The sequence below is a fragment of the Streptomyces sp. NPDC002125 genome (genome assembly GCF_053593715.1).
The window spans coordinates 258,362-281,675 of the sequence record NZ_JBSFDD010000002.1 but is presented as its reverse complement, the minus strand read 5'-3'; the positions used below and the strand labels follow the sequence as shown (position 1 = coordinate 281,675).

Genomic DNA, 23,314 nt, shown 5'->3' with positions numbered 1-23,314 from the left:
GGGTTTTTCTTCGCACACCGGCAGGCGTTTCATCCCTTTCCGGCCATTACTCCTGGTCACTCGTACCGAGTACCGACCGGTAGCCACCACGGAACGGAATCCCTCCTTCCCATCCGAAACCTGCTTCCTGGAAAAGTCGGCGTGTGGATAACATCGCGCTGCCCGACCGGAGGAACCGGATTTCCCGCAGATCCCACCCCGAGCCCCGATTCATTCCGGCCGGCGCCGTTCGACATTTCGTACGGATACGGCCCGACAGGGCAAGGGAACGGAGATGCGCAGTCGTGCCGCCAAAAGGTAATCTCGGGGTCTTCTCCCTGAGCTGGCCCATCTTCCTCCAGCTGCTGTCGACGTACTCCATGGGCCTCGTCGACGTCTGGGCGCTGGGCCGGGTCTCGGACGACGCCGCGGGCGCGGTGGGTTCGGTCAACACGGTCGCGACGTTCGTGCTCATGATGTTCTCCTTCATGGGACAGGGCGGCAGCCTCGTGTACGCCCGCGCGCTGGGCCGGGGAGAGCCCGGACAGGTCCGTGAGTACTACTTCGTCGCGCTCCTGCTGCACGTGGTCCTGGGCGCGGCGGTGAGCGTCGCGCTGTTCGTCCTCGCCGACGACGTGGCCGGCCTGATGGGACTGCGCGGGCAGCACCTCACCTTCGGTACGACGTTCCTGCAGATCGTCGGGGGGAGTGCGGTGCTGCACTCCCTGGTGGCCATGCTCGGCGGAGTGCTGGCCGCGAACGGATTCACCCGGCACGCGATGTTCGCCGCCGTCTTCACCAACGTCGTCAACGTCACGCTGATCCTCGTGCTGGTGCTCTCCACGTCCGGCCCGCGCTGGGGTGTCAAGGGCGTCGCCCTGTCGACGGCGCTCGCCACCTGCGCCGGACTGCTCTACAGCCTGTGGCTGGTGTTCTTCAGAATCCGGATCAGGTTCCGCCGCCCGCGCAGCGCAAGGCAGTTGAAGGCGCACACCGCTCTGCTCCTCGCCTTCTCCCTGCCCACGATGCTGGAGCCGGCCTTCTGGCAGCTCGCGCAGATCGTCACCACCCGGATCATCTCGGCGGTGGGCACGGACGAACTCGCCGCGCGCATGTACACGCTGTCCATCACCAACATGATCGGCATGTTCTCCTCGGCGTTGTCCCAGGGGCTCCAGATCGCCCTCGGGCACCTGTCGGGGGCCGGGGAGACGAACCGCATCCGCCGGCTCGCGCGCAACACCCGTGCCGCCGGAGCTGTGGCCGCGGTGGCCCTCGCCCTGGTGACCGGGGTGTCCGGCGAATGGATCATGCGGGGGTTCACCTCCGATCCGGAGATCGCCGACGCCGGGAAGCTGCTGCTCTGGTGCGGCCTGCTCTATCTCCCCGGGTCCTCGCTGATCATGACGACCGCGAGTTCCCTGCGCGCCCTCGGCCATGTGGTCTTCCCGGCCGTGGTCGGCATCGTCGTCCTGTGGGCCGTCTTCCTGCCCCTCGCCTATGCCCTCTCCCTTCCGCTGGGGCTCGGAATACTCGGAGTGATGATCGCCATGGCGGTCGACGAGAATCTCCGTGCCCTGCTGATGGATATCCGTTGGCGCCGTATCGCCGGGAAAAGCCAGGAGCCTCTCGCACTTCCCGAGCAGACGAAAAGAGCGTCGGTCTCCGATACCTGAACCAGCCCACCCGCACCACTGAAGACCGATTCCTTAGGAGATCCGTGAAGGTCAGCCTCGTCATTCCCACTTATAATTCGAAAGAACTTCTCGCACCGTGCCTGGTGTCCCTGAACCATCAGATCGTCGCGGAGTCCGACGCGTTCGAGGTCGTACTCGTCGACGACGGCTCGACGGACGGCACGGGCGAGATGGTGGACGCCCTGTCCCTCACGTATCCGCTCCGCAGGCTCTACCTCCCGCGCACCGAGCAGTCCTGCCGCTCCGCCGCCCGCAACGCGGGAATCCAGGCGGCCGACGGCGAGGTGATCGCCTTCGCGGACGGCGACCAGATCATCGACCCCCTGTTCGTCCAGGAGCACATCCGCTGCCACCGGGACCGTACCGACGTCGTCGCGATCGGCTTCCGTGACTACCTGGCGGCGGGCCCGGTCGATCTCGGGCTCCTGGAGAAGGAGTTCGCTCCGGAGGCGTTCCCGCCGGTGGCCGAGGCGGACGAACGCGCGGAGGTCACCCTGGCCCTTTCGGAGAACCTGGCAGGTCTGGCGACCGGCTGGCATTTCCTCTACGGCTGCAACGTCTCCGTGCGCAGGGAACATCTGCTGGCCGTGGGGGGCTTCGACGAGAACATCAAGCGGTGGAGCTTCGAGGACGTCGAGCTGGGATACCGCCTGCACCGCGCGGGTCTCACCCTCCTCCACACCTCCTACGCCCGTGTCTACCACCAGGTGCACCCCGAGTCGGACCGGGAACGCTACGCGGACTGGCTCGCCAACTTCGCCTACTTCGTCGACCGGCACCCCGGGACGGAGGTCAGGCTCCAGTGGATCCTGGACGACTACTTCGACCCCGACCGCGAGGACCGGCTGAGCTGGTTCGACGCCTACCTCCGGTTCGAGTTCGCCTGCCGGGCCCTGGAGGGAAGGCTGCCCCTGGGGCGGAGGTACGAGGTGCTGGTCGTGGACGGCGCCGGCCTGCCCGGTGCCGGGGCGGAGGTGGCCCGGCTCGGCGCCCGGACGGACCTGGTCGTGATCGACACCACCGACGACCGGGATCTGCCCCTCACCGTCCAGGGCATGCGCACGGGACGGGAACTCCTCTACTTCAAGCAACCCGGCCCCCAGGTGCTCCGGAAGGCCGCCGACGCCTTCGGCTTCACCGTTCCGGAGGGCCCGTCGAGCCACGAGGAGGCCGCGGCATGACCACCATGACCCAGGACCTCCCTGACACCGGGGCCATCCGGGACGACGTCCTCACAGGGGACAGCCGCGGCCTTCACCGGCTCGTGCTGGAGGTCCGCGGCGGGACCGTCCCCGTGTACACCTCCTCCGGCAGCGTCGCCCACCGTGAGCTGGCCGGTCTGCTGGACGGGCACACCGAACGCCTCGATCCGTCGGCCCCGGACTCCGTGTTCCACCGGGAGGAGGACGGAGCGCTGCCGGGCGAGCGGCGTCCGGTCCCCTTCCTGCCGAAGTCGCGGCTGCTGACCCCGGCGGAGCAGCGGATCGCGGCCGAGTGCTTCGCGCGCACGCTGGCGACGGGTGAACTGACCAGCGGGCCGGAGGTCGCCACCTTCGAGGCCGCGCTCGCCGACTTCACCGGTCTCCGCACGACCGCCACCAGCAGCGGCACGGACGGCCTGATCATCGCGTTGCGTTCGGTGGGGGTGGAGCCCGGCGACGAGGTGATCATCCCGGCCAACAGTTTCGCGGCGACCGAGAACGCGGTCCTGGCCTGCGGAGCCGTTCCCGTCCTCGCCGACGTCGAGCCCGACCGCCACACCCTCGACCCCGTGTCGGCCGGGGCCGCGGTGACCTCCCGCACCAAGGCCGTCCTGCCGGTCCATCTGTACGGGCGGCTGGCCGACATGGCGGCGCTCCGCAGGACCGCCGACGCCCACGGTCTGCGGGTCGTGGAGGACGCCTGCCAGGCGATCGGCGTCACGGGCGTCGGACGGCACTCGGACGCGGCCGTCCTGAGCTTCAACCCGTACAAGAACTTCGGACTGACCGGCAAGGCGGGAGCCGTCCTCACCGGGGACGATGAACTCGCCGAGCGGGTGGCGGCGATCGCCTACCACGGCTTCCGGCCGGACACGAAGAACGTGAAGGCTGAGCCCTGGGGGCTCAATGCCAAGATCGACAACCCGATCGCCGCGGTGGCCATGGGGCTGCTGCCCGGGCTGACCCTCAAGAACTACCGGAGGGCCTACCTGGCCGAACGCTATGTCACGGGCCTTGGGGAACTGCACGCCGCCGGGCTGCTGACGCTTCCGTCCTTCACCCCTGACCACGCCTGGCACCTCTTCACCGTGCGCGTTCCGGGCGGGCCCGCGGAACGGGAGAGGATCCGCGCCCACCTGCGGGAGGAAGGCGGGGTGGAGACGGACATCTACTACCCGGTCCTCACCCACCGGCAGCAAACCCCGCTGCACGAGGCGCACTTCTCCCACAGCCGGCTGCCGCACACCGAACGTCTCCACACCACGGCGTTCCAGATCCCCCTGCACAACCAGCTGTCCCTCACCGAGCAGGACCGAGTGATCGAGGCGTTGCATGCTGCCGCCGTCCGTCCGGCCACACGCTGAACCACCCGCCCTCCCGATGCCGGGGCGGGTGGGCGCGGTGGCCTTCTGCGACTTCGACGAGACCTATCTGGCGCACGCCCCGACCGCCTCCGCGGTCGCCGACCGTGAGGCGCTGGAGGACTTCCTCGTGGAGGCGGCAGGGCGTCACGGGCTGCTCTTCGGCTGGGTGACCGGCAGTTCGCTGCCGTCCGTCATGGACAAGGTCCGGGCCCACCGGCTGCGGAGGCTGCCGCACTTCATCGCTTGTTCCCTCGGGACCGAACTCCTGTACCTCCGTGACGGCCTCGCGCACCCGGACCCGTCCTGGCGGGAACAACTCCCCACGCCGGAGCGCCTGGCGGCGCGGGCCGACGCGGTGGCCCGGGAGCTGGCTGACCTGGGCGTGCCGCTCGTTCCGCAGGCGGGCAGGCCCCCCGGCAGCCTGGTGCAGAGCCACTACTACTACGCCCGTACGCCGTCGACCGACGAACGGGCGCTGGCCCTGGTCAGGAGCATCGCCGAGAAGTACGCCCTGGGTGTCGGGGTGAGCCGCTGCAACCCCGCGGCGGGCGATCCGGAGAACTGCTACGACGTGGACTTCCTCCCGCACGGCTGCGGGAAGCGGGCCGTCGTCCGTCATGTCCGCCGGACGCAGGGTGTGCGGCGGGGGGACACCTTCGCCTTCGGGGACAGCGGCAACGACCTGGAGATGCTCCGGGAGGCCGGCCGGGGGGTCCTCGTATCCAACTGCACCGACGAGGCGCGCGGTCGTCACACGGAGGTGTCCGGCTTGCCGTACGCGGCGGCGGTCCACTCGGTGCTGCGCGACGAACTGCGCGACCGTCCACGAGAAGAGTCACGAAAGGAGTCCCGTTGATGCGCGTGGGAATCATCGGCGCCGGGAACATAGGCCGGGTGCACGCCCGGGCGGTCCTGGCGTCGGCCGGCGACGGCGTCTCGCTCGCCGGCGTCTTCGACGTCGACCAGGAGCGTGCGGGGGCGCTGGCCGCGGATCTGGGGACACGGTCCTTCGCCTCGCTCGACGAACTGCACGGGACGGCGGACGGCATCGTCGTGGCCTCTCCCAACCGCACCCACGCCGCCTACGCGTGCGAGGCCCTCGCGCACGGCAGGCACGTGCTGTGCGAGAAGCCGATGGCCACCTCCCTCGCGGAGACCGCCGACATGCTGCGTCTTTCCTCCGGCGCGCGTGGTGTGTCCTGCGTCGGCTTCAACTACCGCTATCTGCCGGTGGTGCGGGAGATCCGCCGGCGGATCGAGGAGGAGGAGATCGGCCGCGTACTCCATGTGTCCGTCGCCCTCCGGCGCGCCAGCGCGGTGACCCGGTCCCGCTTCACCTGGCGGGACGGTCCGACCGAGCGGTCGACCAGCGGCGCGCTCGGTGACCTGGGTGTGCACCTCGTGGACATGCTGCACTTCCTCTTCCGCAGCCCGGTCGACACCGGCAGCTGCCGGGTCGGGCTCCAGACGAGGGTGGCGACGAAGGAGGGGCACGACGTGATGGTCGACGACCACGCCTTCGTGAGCGGGGGGCTGACGGACGGCCCGCACTTCACCCTCACGGCCTCGAAGTCCTCGGCGCCCGAGGAGCTCGGACTCGCCATCACCGTCACCGGGACCCGCGGGGACCTCGTGTACCACCCGCAGGACGGTCAGATACTCCAGGTGCGTACCGGGGTGGAGATCGAGCCGGTCAAACTCCTCGGCCCCGGCCGGCTGCCGGACCCGCCGGGCGAGGTGACCGGGTGGGGCGACTCCTTCCTGGAGCAGCTCCAGGAGTGGTCGGGCGCCGTGTCCGGGACCCGTCCGGGGGTGCTGGCCGGCTTCGGCGACGGGCACCTCGCCCAACAGGTCCTGGAGGATCTGCTGCGCCGGGGCGAGCGTCTTGGGTAGGCGCGGCGAGGTCCGGCGGCCCACGCTGGACGCCGTGGCCCGGCAGGCCGGGGTGTCCCGGTCCGCGGTGTCACGCGTGGTCAACGGTGAGCCGGGGGTCCGCGCCGCGGTCGCCGAACGCATCAGGGCGGCGGTCGCCGAGCTCGGCTACGTCCCGAACCAGGCGGCCAGGAGCCTGGTCACCCGGCGCAACAACGTGGTGGCCGTGGTGGTGACCGAGCCTCAGAACCGCCTGTTCGTCGACCCGTTCTTCGCGGAACACCTACGCGGGATCAGGGAGGAACTCGCCGTACGGGAGGCCCAGCCCGTACTGGTCTTCATCGAGTCCCCGGAGGACTACGACCGGGTCGGCCACTTCCTGGGCGGCGGGCACGTGGACGGCGCGCTGCTGTTCTCGCTGCGGGCGGACGACCCGCTGCCCGCGATGACGGAGCAGCTGGGGATACCGGTCGTCCTCGGCGGGCGCCCCGTGACGGGAGGCGGCGCACGCAGCCGCACCCACCTGTACGTGGACGCCGACAACCGGGGCGGCGCCCGGGAGGCCGTACGTCATCTCGTCTCGCTCGGCCGCAGGCGCGTGGCGACCGTGACCGGCCCGCTCGACCAGGCCGCCTCGGTGGACCGGCTCGACGGCTACCGGGACGTGCTCCTGGACGGCGCGTCCGAGTTGATCACCGAGGGCGACTTCACCCGGCGCGGCGGCGCGGAGGCGATGGCTGCCCTGCTGGACCGGTGCCCGGACCTGGACGCGGTCTTCGTGGCCTCCGACCTGATGGCCGCGGGGGCGCTGGACCTGCTGCGGGAGCGGGGGGTGCGCGTGCCGGAGGACGTGGCGGTCGTCGGGTTCGACGACCTCCCGTCCCTCGCCGGCTCCCTGGATCCGCCGCTGACCACGGTGCACCAGGACATCGTGGGCATGGGCAGGACGATGGCCCGCCTGCTGTTCCGTGAGGCGTCCGGCGACGCCGGGGGCAGCCACCCCCTGTCCTCCGTGATCACCCCGACCCGGCTGGTCGTGCGGGCGTCCGCCTGACCGGCCGGATCCGGGCGGGTGTCCCCCGGGGCCGCAACCGGCCGCCGCCGGGCACCGGGGCTCCGGTGGCGGGGGCGCCCGAGGGGCCGAGCGGGGCCAGTGCGTCGAGTTCGTCCCGGATCTCCTGCTCCAGCTCCAGTTCCAGCCCGTCCATGGCCTCGTCGAGCTGGGCCACGCTGCTCACCCCGAGCACCGGCATGACGGGCACCTGGCCCCCGGCCATCCATGCCAGGGACAGCTGGTTGGCGGTCACTCCGAGCCGCCCGGCCAGCTCGCGCAGGCTGCTCAGCCGCCGCTCGTTCACGGGGCTGCGGTACTCGGGCGAGAGCGGCCGGTCGGCCCGGGTGAGGGCTCCCTGGAGCAACGGCGAGTACCCCTGGAGCAGCGCGCCGTGCTCGCGGGCGTGGGCGAACAGGTCGTGGTCCAGCGGAAGCTGCGGCCGGATGTCGGCCGCCGGGTCGGGCCAGAGGTAGGAGTGGCGGGCCTGGATCACCCGCGGGGCCGCCGTCGTCGGGTCGTCCTCGGCGAGGCGGGCGGCCTCGGCGAGGCGGGCCGCGTCCGGGTTGCTCGCGCCGACGACACCGACCCGCCCCGAGCGTACGAGCTCCGACAGGGCGCCCAGGGTGTCGGCGAGCGGTGTCCTCGGGTCGTCGGCGTGGCTGAAGTACACGTCGACGGAGGGGCGGCCCAGCCGCTCGGTGCTCCGCTCGAACTGCTTGAACACCACCTCGGGGGCGAGCCCTTCGGCGGATTCGGGGAACGGCCCGTCGAGCGGGTCGGGCAGGCAGCCGACCTTGGTGGCGATCAGCACCTCGTCCCGGACGCCGGCGGCGGCCAGCCAGCGGCCGATGACCAGTTCCGACTCCTCGCCCGTGCCGCCGGGCGACCAGAAGGCGTAGCAGTTCGCGGTGTCCAGCAGCCGGCCGCCGCGCTCGGTGTAGCGGTCGAGGATCTCCCGTGACGTCCTCTCGTCGACGGTGGTGCCGAAGTACATGGTGCCGAGGGCGACTCGGGTACCTCGGAGCCGGTCCATGACCGACTCTCCGTAGACCGTCGTCAGCATGCGTCGTCCTTTCGTAGGTGGTGCGGTGAGGAGGAGGGAACGTGGGAGGCGGGGGCGGGGCGGGGTGCCCGAGCGGCCAACGAACCGTAGCCGAAGGCGAGTACGTCGGCAGCGGCCAGAACCAGCCGACTGGCGGCGGCGGCCGCGGCGGCCTCCGGGGCGGGCAGGACGGAGGCGAGGGACACCGCGAGCAGCGCCTCCCGCACCCCGAGCCCGTCCGGGACGACCACCACCAGGCTGCTGAGCGAGGTCGCCACGGCGAACCCCGCGACACAGGGCACCACGGCCGCGAGCGGGTCCGCGCCCAGCGCGACGGCGAGCAGCCAGAGGTGGACACCGGTCACGACCCAGGACACCGCGCACAGCCACACGGAGCGGCGCAGCACGGGGAGCGGGACCGGCGCCAGCCTGCGGGCCAGTGACGGCACCGTCTTCACCAGCCGCACGGAGAACGCCAGCAGCCGGGGCAGGACGAGCAGCAGGACCGGGACCAGGGCGGCGGCCACGAGCGCCGCCCCAGTCCCGTAGGCGTGCCGTGCCAGGGCGGCCAGCCCCAGCACCCCGCCGGTGCCCAGGGACACGGCGGCGTACAGCCCGAAGGCGGCGGTGAAGTGGAAGACGGTGATCCCCGAGGCCGCCGCGAGGCGGGACTGGAGCACGATCGACCACATCACCCCCGGTACGTACTTGCCCAGTTGGCCCGCCGCGAAGATGCGTACGGCCGAGGGGCGGGACAGCGGGACCGACAGGGCCTGGAGCGGTTCGCGCCAGGAGAGCGCCGTCAGCCACAGCCCCGCCAGCGCCGGGACCAGCGCCAGGGGCAGCACGGGTCCCAGCAGTCCGACGGCCGTGCGGGTGGCCGCCCCGTCCCGGGCGAAGGAGTGCACCAGGAACCCGGCACAGAGCGCGAGCACCACGGCGGTCGTCGTCCCCCGGACCCAGGGGCGCCGCGCGAAGGCCCGCACCGCGGCCCAGCGGCCACGGGCCTGAGGGGGCGCAGCGTCCCCGGAGGTGGCCGGTCCGGGCGCGGTGTCCCCGGGCGCGGTCCTAGACATCGGCGACCGCGCCGCCCGTGGCCGGCGGGTTGGAGTAGCGGCGCCTGAAGGACGGTGAGCCCGTCCAGCGGACCGCCCCCACCAGGGCGGCCACCCCGGTCGTCGCGGTCATCAGGGTGTGCAGCCCGGCCATCAGCGGCAGGGCACGTCCGCCCGCCGTCGTGTGCAGGAACTTCAGCAGTCCCCACTCCTCGGCGACGAACACCGCCGCCCCCGCCGTGGCCGCGACCGCGCCCGCCACCGGCCACAGGGGCGCCGCGGCGAGCCCCGCCAGCGCCAGACCGGTGCCGGCGACCGCCTTCGGGCGGTAGGCCGTGTCCGAGAGCTGCGGTCTGCCCGCACGGTCGCGGTCGCCGAACAGCGCGACCAGGGGGACCGAGCGGCGGTACTGCTTGCGCAGCAGGATTCCGATCCGGTCGTCGTCGTCGTGCCGGCCGACGATCCGGGGGTCGAGCAGCACGGTCGAGACGGCCGAGAGCCGGGCCCCGTACTCCACGTCCTCGGTGTCGCGCAGGCTCTCGTCCAGGGGCCCCGCCCGGTCGTAGGCGGCGCGGGGCATCGCCCCGAGCGAGAAGTACGCGGCCTTGACCTCGCCCGCCGTGCGGCGCCGCCAGTAGTGCCCGTGCAGCACCTTGTAGCGCTCCACGGCACCGTCGTCGATCAGCGGCACCGAGTCGTAGATGCCGCACACGAAGCCGATCCGCGGATCCGACTCCAGCACGTCCACGGCGAGCCGGACGGCGTCGGGGCGCAGCGCGATGTCGGAGTCGAGGAAGAAGAGGATGTCACCCGTGCTGTGCCGCACCCCGGTGTTGCGGGCGGCGGACACCCCGGTGTTGGCGGTACGGATCAGCCGGACGGGGAACTCCTCGGCGATCCGGGGGGATTCGTCGGTGCTGCCGTCGTCGACGACGACGATCTCGATGTGCGGATAGCTCTGGGCGGCCACGGCCGTGAGGCACTGGCGGATGGTCCGCGCGTAGTTGTAGTTGGGGATGATGACGGAGACAAGAGGGGGTCGCACGAGCACACCTCACAGGAGTCGGCCGGCGGCCAGGCAGGCCAGCCACAGCACGGCGTTGATCACCAGCGGCACATCCGTGAGCACGTCCCGTCCGGGCTCCCCGCCGCTGCTCCGGACCGCCACCATCTGGACGTAACGGCATACGGCGAAGACGGCGAAGGGCAGGGTGGCGACGGCCAGTACGGCCGCGTGCGGATGTGATGCGGACAGGACGAACATCTCGTAGCTGATCAGCGTGGCGGCCAGCAGCAGGGTCACCAGCTGGTCGAGCAGCGGCACCGAGTAGCCGGCGAGTGCGGGGCGTTGGGCGGACGCCTGCCCGCGCAGCTCCGCGGCCGCCATCTCGTGCCGGCGCTTGCCCAGGGAGAGCAGCAGGCAGGTGCAGTAGACACAGATGATCAGCGCGGGGTTGAAGGGTGCGGCGACCGCCACGCAGCCCGCCACGGCGCGCAGGACGAAGCCCGAGGCGACCAGGCTGACGTCGACGAGCGCGTGGTGCTTCAGCACCAGGCAGTACGCCAGGTTGATCACGCCGTACCCCGCGATCGCCGCCTGGGCCGCGCCGGGGAGGAAGGAGGCCGAGACACCCAGGGCCGTCAGGCACGCCAGACCCAGCAGTGCCGCCCCGATCGGGCCGATGCGTCCGCCGGCCAGGGGCCGGTGGCGTTTGACGGGGTGCAGCCGGTCCCTCTCGCGGTCCAGCCAGTCGTTGAGCACGTAGACGGCGGCCGAGGCCGCGGTGAACGCCACCACCGCGGCGGCGGCCTTCCCCGGGTGCCGGAGCAGGGCTGCGGGGTCCAGGGCCAGCGGGGCCAGCAGGACGAAGATGTTCTTGATCCACTGCCGGGGCCGCAGCAGCACCAGCGCCGCGGGCATCCTCCTCCGGCGTTTCGGCGGTGTACGGACCTCGCCCGCCCTCGGAGGAGAGGTGGACCGCTGGCGCTCGCGCCATTCGCGTAACGGGGCCTCGGCGGTCACGACGGCGGTGGCCGCCCCGGTCGACGGGGGCGCGGGGACCGTCCGGCTCTCCGCGCCCCCGGTCCTCACGGCGTCCCCGCCGCCGACCCGGTTCACAGCCGCCCCCCGGGCAGCAGCCGCCGGAACGCCTCTTCGTGGGCGTCGAGGAACGCGTCCCCGCCGAACAGCTTGGTCGCCGTCTCCGCCCCGGCCCTGCGGTCCTCGTCCGGCAGGTGCGCCATCTCCAGCAGTGCCTCGCGCAGCGCCTCGGGGTCCCTGGGCGGGACCAGCCGCCCGAAGCCGGTGGACGCCACCGGGTAGCGGGAGCCGGACAGGTCGGTGCTCACCGGCGGGACCCCGGCCATCATGGCCTCGACCTGCACGATGCCGAAGGACTCGGAGATCGACGGGAGCGCGAAGACGTCGATCGAGGCGTAGAAGTCGCGTACCGCCTCGCCGCGCAGCAGGCCGGTGAAGCGGATGCGCGGGTCGTCGCCGGCCTCCGCGCGCAGCTCGTCGATGTTGCTGCCGCCCGCGACGGTGGTGTAGTCCCCCGCGATCAGCAGCCTGGCCTTCGGGTCGGACATCGAACGGAAGGCGCGGATGAGGTACTCGATGCCCTTGTCGACGGTGATCCGCCCCATGAACCCGATGTGCAGCCCGTCGCCGTCGCGCAGCCGCGGCGACCCGCCGTTGCGGTCGACGCAGGGCGAGGAGATGGGGACGAGCCTGCGGCGGCGGATCGTCGGCCAGATCCGCGAACCCCGCGCCTGGTCCTCGCTGTTGGTGATGACGATGTCCGCCTTGCGGACCGCCACCTTGCAGACCTCGTCGACGGCGCGCATCCCGAAGCGGTTCAACGGGCTGTCGGGCAGGAACACGTCGATGTGGTACGTCACGACGAGACGGGCGCTGCCCTTCAGCGCGGCGACGAAGGCCGCCTCGGGGTTGGGCAGGTGCATGTGGAGGATGTCGGAGCGGGCGGCGAGACGCCGGGCCAGCAGCGGCAGCGCGGGGGACACGAAGCCGCGGCTGATGTTGGCGAGGACGGGTGCCCGGAAGACATGGACGCCGTTGATCACCTCGTACCGGGGCAGCTTGGGGTCGTGCTGGGCGCACACCACCGCGATGTTCCAGCCCCGGGCGGCGAGGCCCTCGGCGGTCAGCCGCGCGGCCTCGGTCAGACCGCTGACGTAGGGGGCGTAGTAGTCGAGCATCACCGTCACGTGGAACCGGCTGGGGCGCATGGTGGATCCCTCGCTCAGGGGGTTGTCCTGCGGGCTCATCGGGTCTCCTTCGGGTGTCCGGAGGCGGTGGGGTCGGGAACGACGAGTCGGATCTCCTGGGCCGCGTGGTCCGAGAAGTCCCCGCCGCCGTCGAAGCGGTAGCCGGGCACGGCCAGGTCCTCTGTGGTGAACAGCCAGTCCAGCCGCCACAGCTTGGGCAGCGGGTAGTCGGAGACGGGCCAGGAGCGGGCGGGCAGGACGCCGCTCCCGGGGCTGTGCACCTGGGTGCCCGGGGCGGGGTCGAGGAGGCTGCCCGTCCAGGGTGAGTTGAAGTCCCCGGTCAGAAGGGCCGGGTGGGGGTTGTCCGCGAGATCGGAGCGCAGGGCGTCCAGTTCCCGGTCGCGCCATTCGTACTGGTCCCGCAGGAAGCGGTAGAAGCCGCCGGAGAGCGGGTTGTCTCCGACCTGGAAGGGGACCGGCATGTGCACGTTGTAGAAGGAGACCGTGCGGTCCCCGACCTGGATGTCGGTGCGCTGCGCCTTGCTTCCCTCGTAGTACCAGGCGGTGCCGGTGTCCGGGACGCGGCGGTGGTGCTCGGCGACCACGGGCAGCCGGGAGAGGGTCAGCAGCTCCCCCTCGACGGAGAGGTGGTAGCCGGGGAACTCCTTGCGCAGCCGGGCCGTGTCATCGATCCTGACCGGCTCGTCCCCCTCCCAGTAGAGATACTCCTGGAGGAGGTACACATCGGCGTCCTGGCCCCGCAGGAAGGCGTAGAAGTCCTGCTTGTCGTCGTCCATCTGCCAGTAGTCCGTGCTCCAGGCGAACACCTTGACCTCGGTGCCGCCTGCGGTGGTTCCCGTGCCGCCGCCCGACCAGCCGGGTCCGAAGCCCGACAGATGGGCGCCGGCCAGGAGCAGGAGCACCAGCACGGGAGCCAGCCACCGGCGTACCGGCCGGGCGAGCGGTGTCACCGCGAGGAGCAGCAGCGGCACGGCCACCAGCGTCAGCGGGGGTACCGCCTCGACGAGCAGCCACAGCCACCAGTTCCCCGCGAGCAGGACGTGCAGGCCGAGGAGCAGGGTCCAGACGGCGGTGGCCCCCACCAGCAGGCGGGTGCCCCGGCACCAGCGGCGGGCCTCCGAGTCCGCGCCCGGGGAGGGCGCGGACGCGGTGTCCCCTTCCGCCCCGGCGGGTTCGTGCGGGGCGGGGACCTCGTCCGTGCCGGGGACACCGGAAACGGGCATGGGTGTCCCCGGTACTCGGGTTCCGGCCATGTCAGAAGAAGACCTTCGCGAGACCGAGGGCTCCCTGGCGCCAGGGGTCCGTGCTGGTCCGGCCGCCGTCCCGGCTCGCCGTCGGCGGCGGGGCGGCCGAGCGCTGCCCGCGCCACCAGTCGTACGTACGCAGGATGGCTTCCTGGTTGGACTGGCGGGGCCGGAAGCCGAGCCGTTCCTGTGCCTTGTCGACGCTGACGTAGGAGTCGTCGAGCAGCTTGTACAGCAGCCGCCCGTACACCGGGGAGATCCCCGTACGCTCCAGCAGCCGCAGCACGGCCACGGCGGGGCGGCCCGGGATCGACACGACCCGCTTGCCGTGCCCCGCGGCGTCCAGCACGGACTGGAAGTCCTCGCGGAGGGTGGCGAACTCGACGGCGCCGATGTTGTACGTGTCGTGCGCGACCTCGTCCGGGGCCCGCAGCACGGTGACCACCGCGTCCACGAGGTCGTCCAGGGCGAGCATCTGGGTGCGTACGTCGCCCTTGCCGAGCACCGGGAAGTTGCGGCCCTCCTCGGCCCACTGGAAGAGCATGTCGAACAGGCCCATGCGGCCCGGCCCCACGAAGGTCTTGGGCCGCAGCACCGGCAGGCACATGCCCTTGGCGCGGTACCGCTCGGCGACCTTCTCGGCCTCCGCCTTGGCCCTGCTGTAGGTGTCCACCGGCTCGTGCGGATGGTCCTCCGGCGTCGGCACCAGCTTGGGCAGCCCGTACACGGCGGTCGAGGAGATGTGCACGACCCTCGGGGTCCGTGCGGTCCTGGCCGCCTCCAGCACGGTGGTGGTGCCCTCGACGACGATGGACCGGATGTCGGCGGCGGGATAGCTGGGCAGCGCCGACGCGCAGTGCACGAGGGCGTCGGCGCCGTCGAGCGCCCTGCGCACGGCGCCCGCGTCCCGGATGTCGCCGGTGGAGGAGGTCAGGCCGGAAGCGGCCGGCACCGGCCTGAGGTCGAAGGCATGGACCTCCCGCCCCTCCTTCAGCAGCCGCTCCACCAGGTGCGCGCCGAGCACACCGGCGGCGCCGGTGACCGTGACGCGGCCGGGCAGTGCGGACAGGGCGTCCTTCTCGTTCCCGGGGTTCACCACAGCGAGCTCACCCGCTCCTTCATGAAGCGGGCCAGCAGCCGGCTCATGCCCTCGGAGAGGGTGGCGTCCAGGGCGTCGAGGAAACGTTCCACCTCGTCCGGTCCCGCGACCAGGGGCGGGCTCACGACCAGCGGGCTGCGGCCGTTGAGCGTGTAGTAGGAGTAGACGTCGTGCTTGCGGTACAGGGTGTCGATCACCGCCGCCGTGATGATCTTCGTACGGATCAGCGGGTCCTTGGCGAGACCGCCGGCGGGCAGCTTGCCCACCAGGTCGAGGATCTTGGGGCCGCCGGAGAGGAAGACCCCGAAGAGCGCCCCCGATCCGCGCACGTCGGCGATCAGGTCCGGGTAGGTCTTCTGGATGCGTTCCAGCCCCGGCCGCAGGACGTCCTCGATGGCGCGGGCCCGCGCCGGGTAGTCGTCCTCCACCGCCACGGAGATCGCCTCGATCGCGGTCGCGGTCTCCTCGCCGAAGCCGTAGTACGTCGTGCTCGTACTCTGCATCATGGCGTCGGTCATGTTGTCGTACACCTTGCGGAACACGGGTTCGCGCGCCACGAAGGCGGAGATGGAGGACTTGCCGCCGCCGAACGACTTCGACGTCGTCACGACGTCCGGCACCAGGCCCTCGTAGCGGGTGAAGTGGAACATGCTGCCGGTCTTGCCCCAGCCGGTGTAGATCTCGTCGAAGATCAGGATGATGTCCTCGGCCGTGCAGAGCTCGCGCAGTCCGCGCAGGAACTCCTCGGAGCACCAGCGCATCGTGGACGCGCTGAACGGCTCGATGAGCAGGGCGTACACATCGCTGCGGCCGTTCGCGTCGCGTGCCTCGGCCAGCGCCCGGCGGACCGATTCGAGGTCGTCGTAGGCGAAGGTGCCGATGCCGGGGATGGTCGGGAACTCGAAGTGGTTCTGGGTGCTTCCGGTGAGCCCTCCGGAGCCGAGCAGCTTCCCGTGGAAGCTGATGTCGGCCCGCAGGATGCGCTTGCGCTTGCCGCCGTGGTACTTGTACGCCATCTTGACGGCCCCCTCCACGGCCTCCGCGCCGGAGTTCGGCAGGAAGGAGCGGTTGAGGTCGCCCGGCAGCACGGCCGCCAGGTTGTGGCCGAGAGCGGCCAGATAGGGCGAGAAGTAGGTCTTGTGCACCTCCATCCGCCGCTGCTCCTGGAAGCGCTGGCGGGCCGCCACGATCCTCGGGTGGTTGTGCCCGTGGTTCAGGACGCCCACGCCACCGGTGAAGTCGAGGATCTTGCGTCCGTCGCGGGTGTGGACGTACGCGCCCTCCGCGTGGTCGACGAGCTCCTGGCCGAAGCCGAAGGAGGTCATCAGTCTGACCTGGCTCTTGTTGATGTAGGTGCGGTAGAGATCGTGCACCTCGTCGACGTCGAGCTTCTCCGCCTCGTCGAGAGTGATGAGCTGTGCCATTGGGCCTCTCCCATGCAACGTCATCGTGCGACATCGTTGTCTGCCGGCACGAACAAACGTCGCACGGGAGAGGACCCTGGCACGAGGTGCCACCGGCGTCCGGTGGCGGTACGGCTACTTGTGGACAGCGATCCCCTCGTCGGCCGGAACTCCGGCCGGGGCCGCGGTCCGGCCGTCGGCCCCACTGCCCTGCTCATCGGCCGGGAAGCCGCCCAGGACGCCCTCCGCGCCGCCCTCCGCGGCCTGCCGGCCGATGAGGACACCGGCCTGGAACCGGCTGGTGGCACCGAGTTCCGTCATCAGCGCGGAGATGTAGCGGCGGCAGGTACGGGCCGCCATGCCCAGCCGTCGCGCGATGACCTCGTCCTTGAGCCCCATGGCCATCAACCGCAGGATGGAGGACCGCAGTTCCGCGCTCACCTGCTGCTGGTCGGCGGGCTCCGCGCTGTTGAAGGGCCGGCCCACCTGCCAGGCCGTCTCGAAGGACCGGCAGAGATAGGCCACCAGGGTCGGGTCGGTGACGACGGCCGCGCCGGGCGGTTCGGCGCCCTTCCTCTCCTTGGGCACGAAGGCGGTGTGGCGGTCGTAGACGATGAGCCGCTCGGAGAGTTCCGCCGAGGTGCGCACCTCGGCACCCTCTTCACAGATCTGGGCGACATAGCTGCGGGTGGTGAGGCTGGAACGCGCGGTGTGCTGATAGAGCGTGCGGACCCGGACACCGCGCCGCAGTAATTCCTGCGTCTGCACGAGATCCTGCTGAAGAAGTGGCGCCGCCCTGCCTCCCCCGGGCTGAAGACTCAGGCGTTCTTTGACACAGCGATGCCGGGCGAGGTCGATCTCCCGGCGCACCTCGGCGGCATTATCGAGAACGCGTATCGACACATCTGTGCCATGGCGGTGCTCGACTGAGCGATATAATGCCGACAGCGCGTTCAGCTGACGGTGAATTCCGGCTATCTGTCTTCGCTGACGGGCGACCGACATCTCCAGCGGCGCAATCAGTTCGACCTCGACGACCTCCGGGTCGAGCGGGATCGCAGGGCCGACGCCCGGGCTCAACAGGCGCAAGTCCTGGAGTGCGCTGCGCGCTTCGGCGATCCGCGCCCGCTCCACACCGAGGTCGGACGCGATCTCCTCATCGATGAAAACACCGGCTCGCAGCGCTGATCTGTAGGCGTCAACCGCGAGTTCGTCCAACAGTGACTGGCTCTCCACGAGCACCCCTTCGCTCGACGTCCGACGCTTTCCACTTGTGGCCGCGCCATCATAGGACACCCAATGGACCAGGATCGGGACGGCTTTGGCTGGCAAGCTCTTCACGTCCCGAAGAACGGGTGCCGCGCGTTGTCGAATGAATCGAATCGAGGAGAAGCAAAATGGCGAACAATCGCCGGTTTGAAGTTCGTTTCCTGGTAGCGCCCCTCCTGGTGGCCGGAATTGCTGCTTCCGCCGGCCTCGCTGTTTTCGCCGGTTCTGTCGTCCCTGCGGGTCCGGAATCCGCCGTCGTCACGAGGGCCGACGACAAATGGGACTCCACGCCCACCACCCCCGGCGAGGGGTCTGCCTCGGCCGCTGCCGCCCAGTACTAGCGCGGCCGCGTCCCGGGCGGGCGGAGGTCCGCCTCAGCGAGGGCTGCTTTTCAGCCGCTCATCGGACGCGCGGGAGGCGAGCGCGATCCTCGCGATCCGCAGAAGGGTCGACGCGCCTCCCGCGCGCAGGTTGTCGAAGACCAGCCACAACAGGAATCCCCGGGAAGTGTGCGGACTCACCCGCACCCTGCCCACATGGAAGCGGTCCGGGTCACCCGCCGTCAGCGGAGTGGGGACGGAGCCCGGCGTCTTCCCGTCGCGCAGTACGAACGCGGCGCGCCCCGCGGGACCGTCGTACGCCGCACGGTCGCCGCACACCGCACGGCCGTCGTCCGACACGAGCCCGTCGCGCACCACACGGCCGTCATGCCACACGAGCCCGTCGCGCACCACACGGCCGTCGTCCATCACGAGGTCGTCGTGCACCACGAAGTCCGGGAGCGAGGCCAGGAGTTCCACGAGCCCCTGCCGGTCCACCGGGTCGCCGGTCTCCACGAAGAGCGTCGCCCCGTGCCCGCTGACGACCGGCACCCGCACACAGGTCACCGCCATCTCCGCGTCCGGCAGCCCCAGGACCCGCCGCGTCTCCTCGACGAGACGCCGTTCCTGACAGCTGGCCCCGTCCTCCAGGAGCCGGTCCACAGCCGGCACGACATTGAACGCCAGGGCGGGGCGGAAGCGGTCGGCGGGCAGCTCCGCCCCCGGGTCGCTCAGCGTCAGTTCGCTGCCCTCCAGCAGTTCGTCGACCCCCTGGTGGCCCAGCCCGGAGGCGGACTCGTACGTACTCATCACCACCTGGCGCACCCCCCGCCACCGCTCGACCGCGTGCAGCAGGAGCGTCAGCGGCACCGTCATCCCGCTGGGCACCGCGACGGCCTCCGGGCACTCGGCCAGCAGGCAGTCGTTGACCGAGGGGACGACCAGCGGGACCTCCGGGTGCGCGCTGAAGGCACCGGAGGCGTCGACGACCAGCGCGCCCGCCGCCATCGCCACGGGCACCCACCGGCGGCTCACCGCCTCGCTCGCGCAGAAGAGCACGAGATCGGCGCCCGCGAAGTCGAAGTCCTCCAGGTCGTGCACCGTCTTCGTCCGTCCCCCGACGGGAATCTCCCGGCCCGCCGACTGCGCCGAGGCCACGAGCCGTATCTCCCGGTGCCGCATGCGGTGTTCCCCGATGAGTTCGAGGACGGCGGCTCCGAGCGCACCGGTCGCGCCGACCAGGACGATGCAGGGATCCGCGGAGCGTTGGGCACGTACCATCAGGTACTCCGATCTGGCGAGGGCCGAGTTCAGGCACGCGTTCCGTGGACGGTCCGGCCGGTGGCACATCGTCTCCGTACCGGAAGGCGCGGAGAGCTCGCGCGGCAGGAACGGCTCAGCCGGTTCCGCGTCGTCGCGACCCCCATGAAAACGCCGAACCCGCCGCTCCGGCACAGGGCGGTGCTGTCAGGAAGCGGACAGGCCGGAGCATGCCATCGCACGTGTGGCCGATCCGGTCACCGCGGGCGGCTCAGCCGAAGGTGCCGGGCGGCGGGGCCGGGGACGCCTTGGCCTCCGCGTCGGTGACGACGGCGGCGCCGCCCGTGAAGTCCGAGAGCGCGCGGCCGTGTTCGACGCGGCCGGGATGCGGATCGCCCGCGACCCGGCGGGTCAGCTCCGCGGTGGCGATCGGCAGGCCGGAGGCGACCAGGACCGCGTTGCCGAAGCGGCGGCCCCGCCAGACCGTCGGATCGGCGGCCAGGGCCAGTTCGGGGAAGAGGGAGGCGGCGGTGGCGATCTGGCCGCGCAGATGGGAGAGCGGGGGCCCGTCGGCGAGGTTGGCGGCGTACTGCCCGCCGGGCTTCAGCACCCTGCGCACCTCGGCGAGGAATTCGGCGGAGGTCAGATGCGCGGGGGTGCGGGCACCGCTGAAGACGTCGGCGATGACGAGGTCCGCCCAGCCGTCCTGGATCCTGCCGAGTCCGGCGCGGGCGTCCACCGAGCGGACCCGCGTCCTGGCCCCCGGGTCCAACGGCAGCTCCCGGCGCACGAACTGCACGAGGGCCGCGTCGATCTCGACGATCTGCTGGGTGGAGCGGGGGCGGCTCGCCGCGATGTAACGGGCGAGCGTGAAGGCGCCGCCGCCGAGGTGGACCACCTGGAGGGGCCGGCCGGGCGGCGCGGCGAGGTCGATGACATGGCCGAGCCTGCGCTGGTATTCGAACGAGAGGTACGAGGGGTCGTCCAGGTCCACATGGGACTGCGGGGCGCCGTCCAGCAGCAGGGTCCAGGCGCGCGGGCGCTCACGGTCGGGCACCAGTTCGGCGAGGCCGCCGTCCACCGCCGCGGAGACGGGTTCCTGCCGGCGTTCGGAGCGCTTGCCCGCGCTCGCTCCTCGACGTGCCACGCGCGCTCGTCCTCGCTCACCGGTTCGGGCCGGCTGCCTGGGAGAACCGACGAGGGCGGGAGATCCGCCCACCCCGCCATTATGGCCTCAGCGGCAGTTGTCGGCCGCCTCGATGAGCCGTGCGGCCTGGTCGAGGGCGGCCCTGAGGACGGCCGGGTCGGTGACGGGGGCCTCGGCGGCGGGCGGCAGGAGCCAGCCTCCGCCGATGACGGGCGGATCGGCGGGGACGCGGAAGCCCCGGCCGTCCGTCTCCGTACAGGCGCTGCCGGGCACGTCCCATGCCGCGGCCGTGCCGGACGGCACGACGAAACCGAGGACGGCGCAGGCCCCGTCGTGCAGGACCGGGCCGACGGCCTCGCTGTCCGCTCCCCTGCGCAGGATGTCGACGGCCTCCAGGCCCTGACGTGCCGGGACGGTCACCAGGTCGCACGGTGTGGCTTCCGGACCCATGTGAGGCAAGGGAACCCCTCCTGTCGTCTTGAGGCGGGACCACGCCCCCGCCTCCTCATGGACCAACGCGCCGACGGCGTCAAGGGCTACGGCGGCACGCCGCCGCAAAGGGTGGCAGTTCATGGCGGATCACGGGCGAGATGTCTGATTTATAGCTAAACGCTGTCTGTGTGCCGTGTCACAGCCGGTACGTTCTTGCTCCGCCGGGACACCGGAAGCAGGAGCCCGGCTGCACCAGAGAGGGCCCCGCCATGGTGTCGACACGGGCAGTTCCCAACCTCGTCTTCCGGCGGCTGCGCGGACAGCGCTCCGCCGGGGAGTTCGCGGCCGCGGTCCGCAGGGCCGCACGCGAGATCGGTGAACAGGTCGCGTGCGACGCCCGGTACATCGGGCGCGTGGAGTCCGGCGAGATCCGCTGCCCCAACTACGCGTACGAACGGGTGTTCCTGCACATGTTTCCGGGCGCGAGCCTGGAGGACCTGGGCTTCTCCTCCCGCGAGAGCGTGCGCGGCCGGGGGGCCCGCACGGCACCCCTGTCCGTTTCCACCACACCCCCCACGCTCGACCGTGACATCGACGAGGAGAGCGACGTGCTGCGTCGCGTGTTCATGACCAGCGGTACCACCACGGTGGCGGCCGCGTCCCTGGGCCTGGGTGGCGGGTCCGCCGCCGCGGGCCCTCTCACCCTGCCCGCTCAGCGCCGGGTCGGCGAGGCCGAGGTGAGCGCCGTCGAGAAGGCCGTGCGCCAGATCCGGCTGCTGGACGACCGGCACGGCGCGGACGGCCTCTACCGGCAGGCGTCCCAGCCGCTCCGGGCGGCGTACGCCCTGCTCGACGGCGGGACCACGACGCGCCGCAGCACCGCCGAGCGGCTGCACACCGGCGCAGGGGAGCTGGCGATCTCGGTGGGCTGGCTGGCCCACGACTCGGGGCGCACGGAGGACGCGCGCTCCCATTACGCGGAGGCGCTCGCGACGGCGCGGCTCGCCGGGGACGCGGCGCTGGAGGCGCACGCGTTCTGCAACGCGTCCTTCCTGGCCCGCGACACCGGCCGGGCCCGGGAGTCCGTACGCGCGGCCGAGGCGGGGCAGCGGGTGGCCGGGCCGCTCGGCTCGCCACGGCTGCTGGCCCTGCTGGCGCTGCGGGAGGCGGGCGGCCGGGCGTGGCTCGGGGACCGCACGGGCTGCGAGCAGGCGATCGGCCGGGCGCGCACGGCGTTCGAGCGCGGGGAGCGCGACACGGACCCGGAGTGGATGACCTTCTTCCGGGAGGCGGAGCTGGAGCTGCTCGAGGCGCAGTGCTGGTCGGCCCTGGGCGACTGGCCCCGGGCCGCGCGGCACGCGCGCCGGGCGACCCGGCTCCAGGACCCGCACTTCACGCGGAACCTCGCGCTGTACCGGGCCCAGCTGGCGGGCGACCTGGCGAGGTCGGGCTCGGCCGACGAGGCGGCGACGGCGGGCCACCAGGTGCTGGACCTGCTGGACCGGGTCCAGTCCTCCCGCATCCGGGGCATGCTCGCGAGTGCGGTACGGGTGCTGAGGCCCCGGGGGGGCCCGGAGGTGACGGCCCTGCTGGACCGCTACGACGAACTCCCGCCCCTGACCTGAGGGACACGGGCCGGGGCGGGCCCGAGGCACCGCACGGGCCGGGGCGGGCCCGAGGCACCGCACGGGCCGGGGCGGGCGCGAGGCACCGCGCCCCGGGTCCTGCCCGACCCGCCGCCCGGCGTCCTCGGCGCGGACCGCACAAGGATCGCGAGCCGTTACCGATCCCGCCGCCCCGGGGGCCTCAGCGGTCCAGGTGGCCGGTGTCGTTCCAGCGTTCCAGGGCCGGGAGTCCGTACGCCCAGCCCAGCACCGAGAGGGACGTGGGCTCCAGGCGGATGCGCGCGGCGAAGGACACGTCCTCGCCCAGCCACCGCGCTCCCAGAGCCCGCAGGATGTGCCCGTGCGCGAAGACCAGCACGTCACGGTCGGCCGAGCGCGCCCACGCGACGACCTCGTCCGCCCTGGCCGAGAGGTCGGCCAGGGTCTCTCCGCCGGGAACCCCGTCGCGCCAGATGAGCCAGTCCGGCCGGTCCGCCTTGATCTGCGCCGGGGTGAGCCCCTCGTAGTCCCCGTAGTCGAACTCCATCAGCGCGTCCCACGGCTCGGCGCGGTCACCGAAGCCGGCGATGGCGCAGGTCTCGGAGGCGCGCACGAGCGGACTGGTCCGCACCTCCACCCCGGGCAGCCCGTCCCAGGGCTCCCGGTGCAGCCGCTCGCCGAGCAGCTTGGCGCCCTCGCGGCCTGCGTCGAGAAGGGGGATGTCGGTCCTGCCGGTGTGATTGCCCTGGACGGACCACTGTGTCTGGCCGTGCCGGGCGAGCAGGATTCGCGGTGCCATGACGGCTCTCCCTGAAAATACTGAGATCCGATGATCGGGGGACCCTAGGATCTGATGGGTCCGGGACAGCGGTGTCCGGGACAGCTGCGGGGTGGCGAACGCGGGCAGCCGGCTGAGGACCGGTGCGGGCGGAAGACCCTGCTCCATCATCGCGCACCCACCCCCCGGGCAACCTGCGGGGCAGTGTCCGCGTCCCTCTCAGCGCATGACCAGGCACGTCCGC

General features: G+C 71.8%; 20 protein-coding genes. 7 read left to right on the top strand and 13 right to left on the bottom strand.

The window, feature by feature from the left end; all coding sequences use genetic code 11:
- The first annotated feature begins 284 nt into the window (after positions 1-284).
- From ACWCQM_RS04405 to ACWCQM_RS04380, 6 genes are read left to right on the top strand one after another with little or no spacing between them, the layout of a single operon-like run.
- Positions 285-1,655 carry an MATE family efflux transporter gene (locus ACWCQM_RS04405; protein WP_450913843.1) on the top strand — a complete coding sequence of 457 codons (1,371 nt, stop codon included), beginning with the start codon at positions 285-287 and terminating at the stop codon, positions 1,653-1,655.
- A gap of 44 nt (positions 1,656-1,699) precedes the next feature.
- Positions 1,700-2,857 carry a glycosyltransferase family 2 protein gene (locus ACWCQM_RS04400; RefSeq protein ID WP_450913842.1) on the top strand — a complete coding sequence of 386 codons (1,158 nt, stop codon included), beginning with the start codon at positions 1,700-1,702 and terminating at the stop codon, positions 2,855-2,857.
- Positions 2,854-4,242 carry a DegT/DnrJ/EryC1/StrS family aminotransferase gene (locus ACWCQM_RS04395; RefSeq protein ID WP_450913841.1) on the top strand — a complete coding sequence of 463 codons (1,389 nt, stop codon included), beginning with the start codon at positions 2,854-2,856 and terminating at the stop codon, positions 4,240-4,242. Before ACWCQM_RS04400 ends, ACWCQM_RS04395 begins: the two co-directional genes overlap by 4 nt.
- 16 nt (positions 4,243-4,258) lie before the next feature.
- The gene (locus ACWCQM_RS04390; RefSeq protein WP_450913840.1) at positions 4,259-5,098 is read left to right on the top strand and encodes an HAD-IIB family hydrolase; all 840 of its coding nucleotides are present in this window, start codon (positions 4,259-4,261) and stop codon (positions 5,096-5,098) included.
- Positions 5,098-6,135, top strand: coding sequence for a Gfo/Idh/MocA family protein (locus ACWCQM_RS04385; RefSeq protein ID WP_450913839.1), 1,038 nt, complete (start codon positions 5,098-5,100; stop codon positions 6,133-6,135). Before ACWCQM_RS04390 ends, ACWCQM_RS04385 begins: the two co-directional genes overlap by 1 nt.
- A 34-nt stretch (positions 6,136-6,169) precedes the next feature.
- On the top strand, positions 6,170-7,168 hold the full coding sequence (locus ACWCQM_RS04380) for a LacI family DNA-binding transcriptional regulator (RefSeq protein ID WP_450913838.1): 999 nt from the start codon (positions 6,170-6,172) through the stop codon (positions 7,166-7,168).
- Here the strand turns inward: ACWCQM_RS04380 and ACWCQM_RS04375 are convergent.
- The 12 genes from ACWCQM_RS04375 to ACWCQM_RS04320 form a co-directional block, all read right to left on the bottom strand.
- Positions 7,131-8,231: an aldo/keto reductase gene (locus ACWCQM_RS04375; protein ID WP_450913837.1), complete on the bottom strand. Its 1,101-nt coding sequence runs from the start codon at positions 8,229-8,231 to the stop codon at positions 7,131-7,133. The genes ACWCQM_RS04380 and ACWCQM_RS04375 overlap by 38 nt on opposite strands.
- Positions 8,225-9,286: a lysylphosphatidylglycerol synthase domain-containing protein gene (locus tag ACWCQM_RS04370; protein ID WP_450913836.1), complete on the bottom strand. Its 1,062-nt coding sequence runs from the start codon at positions 9,284-9,286 to the stop codon at positions 8,225-8,227. Before ACWCQM_RS04370 ends, ACWCQM_RS04375 begins: the two co-directional genes overlap by 7 nt.
- Positions 9,279-10,310, bottom strand: coding sequence for a glycosyltransferase family 2 protein (locus ACWCQM_RS04365; protein ID WP_450913835.1), 1,032 nt, complete (start codon positions 10,308-10,310; stop codon positions 9,279-9,281). Before ACWCQM_RS04365 ends, ACWCQM_RS04370 begins: the two co-directional genes overlap by 8 nt.
- Positions 10,311-10,319: 9 nt before the next feature.
- A complete protein-coding gene (locus ACWCQM_RS04360; RefSeq protein WP_450913834.1) occupies positions 10,320-11,186 on the bottom strand; it encodes a UbiA prenyltransferase family protein in 867 nt (288 codons plus the stop codon).
- 194 nt (positions 11,187-11,380) lie between these two features.
- Positions 11,381-12,553, bottom strand: coding sequence for a glycosyltransferase family 4 protein (locus tag ACWCQM_RS04355; RefSeq protein ID WP_450913833.1), 1,173 nt, complete (start codon positions 12,551-12,553; stop codon positions 11,381-11,383).
- Positions 12,550-13,737 carry an endonuclease/exonuclease/phosphatase family protein gene (locus ACWCQM_RS04350; RefSeq protein WP_450913832.1) on the bottom strand — a complete coding sequence of 396 codons (1,188 nt, stop codon included), beginning with the start codon at positions 13,735-13,737 and terminating at the stop codon, positions 12,550-12,552. The genes ACWCQM_RS04355 and ACWCQM_RS04350 overlap by 4 nt, the downstream gene beginning before the upstream one ends.
- A gap of 31 nt (positions 13,738-13,768) precedes the next feature.
- Complete coding sequence (locus tag ACWCQM_RS04345) at positions 13,769-14,857, bottom strand: NAD-dependent epimerase/dehydratase family protein (RefSeq protein WP_450913831.1); 1,089 nt, start codon at positions 14,855-14,857, stop codon at positions 13,769-13,771.
- Positions 14,851-16,281, bottom strand: coding sequence for an aspartate aminotransferase family protein (locus ACWCQM_RS04340; protein WP_450913830.1), 1,431 nt, complete (start codon positions 16,279-16,281; stop codon positions 14,851-14,853). The genes ACWCQM_RS04345 and ACWCQM_RS04340 overlap by 7 nt, the downstream gene beginning before the upstream one ends.
- A 114-nt stretch (positions 16,282-16,395) precedes the next feature.
- Positions 16,396-17,496 (bottom strand): LuxR C-terminal-related transcriptional regulator, encoded by a 1,101-nt coding sequence (locus ACWCQM_RS04335; RefSeq protein WP_450913829.1) that lies wholly within the window; start codon positions 17,494-17,496, stop codon positions 16,396-16,398.
- A gap of 407 nt (positions 17,497-17,903) precedes the next feature.
- Complete coding sequence (locus tag ACWCQM_RS04330; RefSeq protein ID WP_450913828.1) at positions 17,904-19,130, bottom strand: aspartate-semialdehyde dehydrogenase; 1,227 nt, start codon at positions 19,128-19,130, stop codon at positions 17,904-17,906.
- 250 nt (positions 19,131-19,380) lie between these two features.
- Positions 19,381-20,256, bottom strand: coding sequence for a spermidine synthase (locus ACWCQM_RS04325; RefSeq protein ID WP_450913827.1), 876 nt, complete (start codon positions 20,254-20,256; stop codon positions 19,381-19,383).
- An 87-nt stretch (positions 20,257-20,343) separates the two neighbouring features.
- Entirely contained in the window at positions 20,344-20,706 is a 363-nt protein-coding gene (locus ACWCQM_RS04320) for a hypothetical protein (RefSeq protein WP_241839528.1), read from the bottom strand.
- Between the two features lie 251 nt (positions 20,707-20,957).
- On the opposite strand from ACWCQM_RS04320, the gene ACWCQM_RS04315 reads away from it, so the two are divergent.
- Positions 20,958-22,313 (top strand): tetratricopeptide repeat protein, encoded by a 1,356-nt coding sequence (locus ACWCQM_RS04315; protein WP_450913826.1) that lies wholly within the window; start codon positions 20,958-20,960, stop codon positions 22,311-22,313.
- 181 nt (positions 22,314-22,494) lie between these two features.
- On the opposite strand, the gene ACWCQM_RS04310 is transcribed toward ACWCQM_RS04315, so the two are convergent.
- A complete protein-coding gene (locus tag ACWCQM_RS04310; protein ID WP_450913825.1) occupies positions 22,495-23,091 on the bottom strand; it encodes a histidine phosphatase family protein in 597 nt (198 codons plus the stop codon).
- Positions 23,092-23,314 lie beyond the last annotated feature (223 nt).

Excerpts from the sequence above, each read along its gene's own strand:
- ACWCQM_RS04385 (WP_450913839.1), top strand. The coding sequence starts at position 5,098 with ATGCGCGTGGGAATCATCGGCGCCGGGAACATAGGCCGGGTGCACGCC.
- ACWCQM_RS04310 (WP_450913825.1), bottom strand. The coding sequence starts at position 23,091 with ATGGCACCGCGAATCCTGCTCGCCCGGCACGGCCAGACACAGTGGTCC.
- ACWCQM_RS04340 (WP_450913830.1), bottom strand. The coding sequence starts at position 16,281 with ATGGCACAGCTCATCACTCTCGACGAGGCGGAGAAGCTCGACGTCGAC.
- ACWCQM_RS04395 (WP_450913841.1), top strand. The coding sequence starts at position 2,854 with ATGACCACCATGACCCAGGACCTCCCTGACACCGGGGCCATCCGGGAC.
- ACWCQM_RS04315 (WP_450913826.1), top strand. The coding sequence starts at position 20,958 with ATGGTGTCGACACGGGCAGTTCCCAACCTCGTCTTCCGGCGGCTGCGC.
- ACWCQM_RS04370 (WP_450913836.1), bottom strand. The coding sequence starts at position 9,286 with ATGTCTAGGACCGCGCCCGGGGACACCGCGCCCGGACCGGCCACCTCC.
- ACWCQM_RS04320 (WP_241839528.1), bottom strand. The coding sequence starts at position 20,706 with ATGGGTCCGGAAGCCACACCGTGCGACCTGGTGACCGTCCCGGCACGT.
- ACWCQM_RS04375 (WP_450913837.1), bottom strand. The coding sequence starts at position 8,231 with ATGCTGACGACGGTCTACGGAGAGTCGGTCATGGACCGGCTCCGAGGT.
- ACWCQM_RS04355 (WP_450913833.1), bottom strand. The coding sequence starts at position 12,553 with ATGAGCCCGCAGGACAACCCCCTGAGCGAGGGATCCACCATGCGCCCC.
- ACWCQM_RS04360 (WP_450913834.1), bottom strand. The coding sequence starts at position 11,186 with ATGCCCGCGGCGCTGGTGCTGCTGCGGCCCCGGCAGTGGATCAAGAAC.
- ACWCQM_RS04330 (WP_450913828.1), bottom strand. The coding sequence starts at position 19,130 with ATGGTACGTGCCCAACGCTCCGCGGATCCCTGCATCGTCCTGGTCGGC.
- ACWCQM_RS04350 (WP_450913832.1), bottom strand. The coding sequence starts at position 13,737 with ATGCCCGTTTCCGGTGTCCCCGGCACGGACGAGGTCCCCGCCCCGCAC.
- ACWCQM_RS04390 (WP_450913840.1), top strand. The coding sequence starts at position 4,259 with ATGCCGGGGCGGGTGGGCGCGGTGGCCTTCTGCGACTTCGACGAGACC.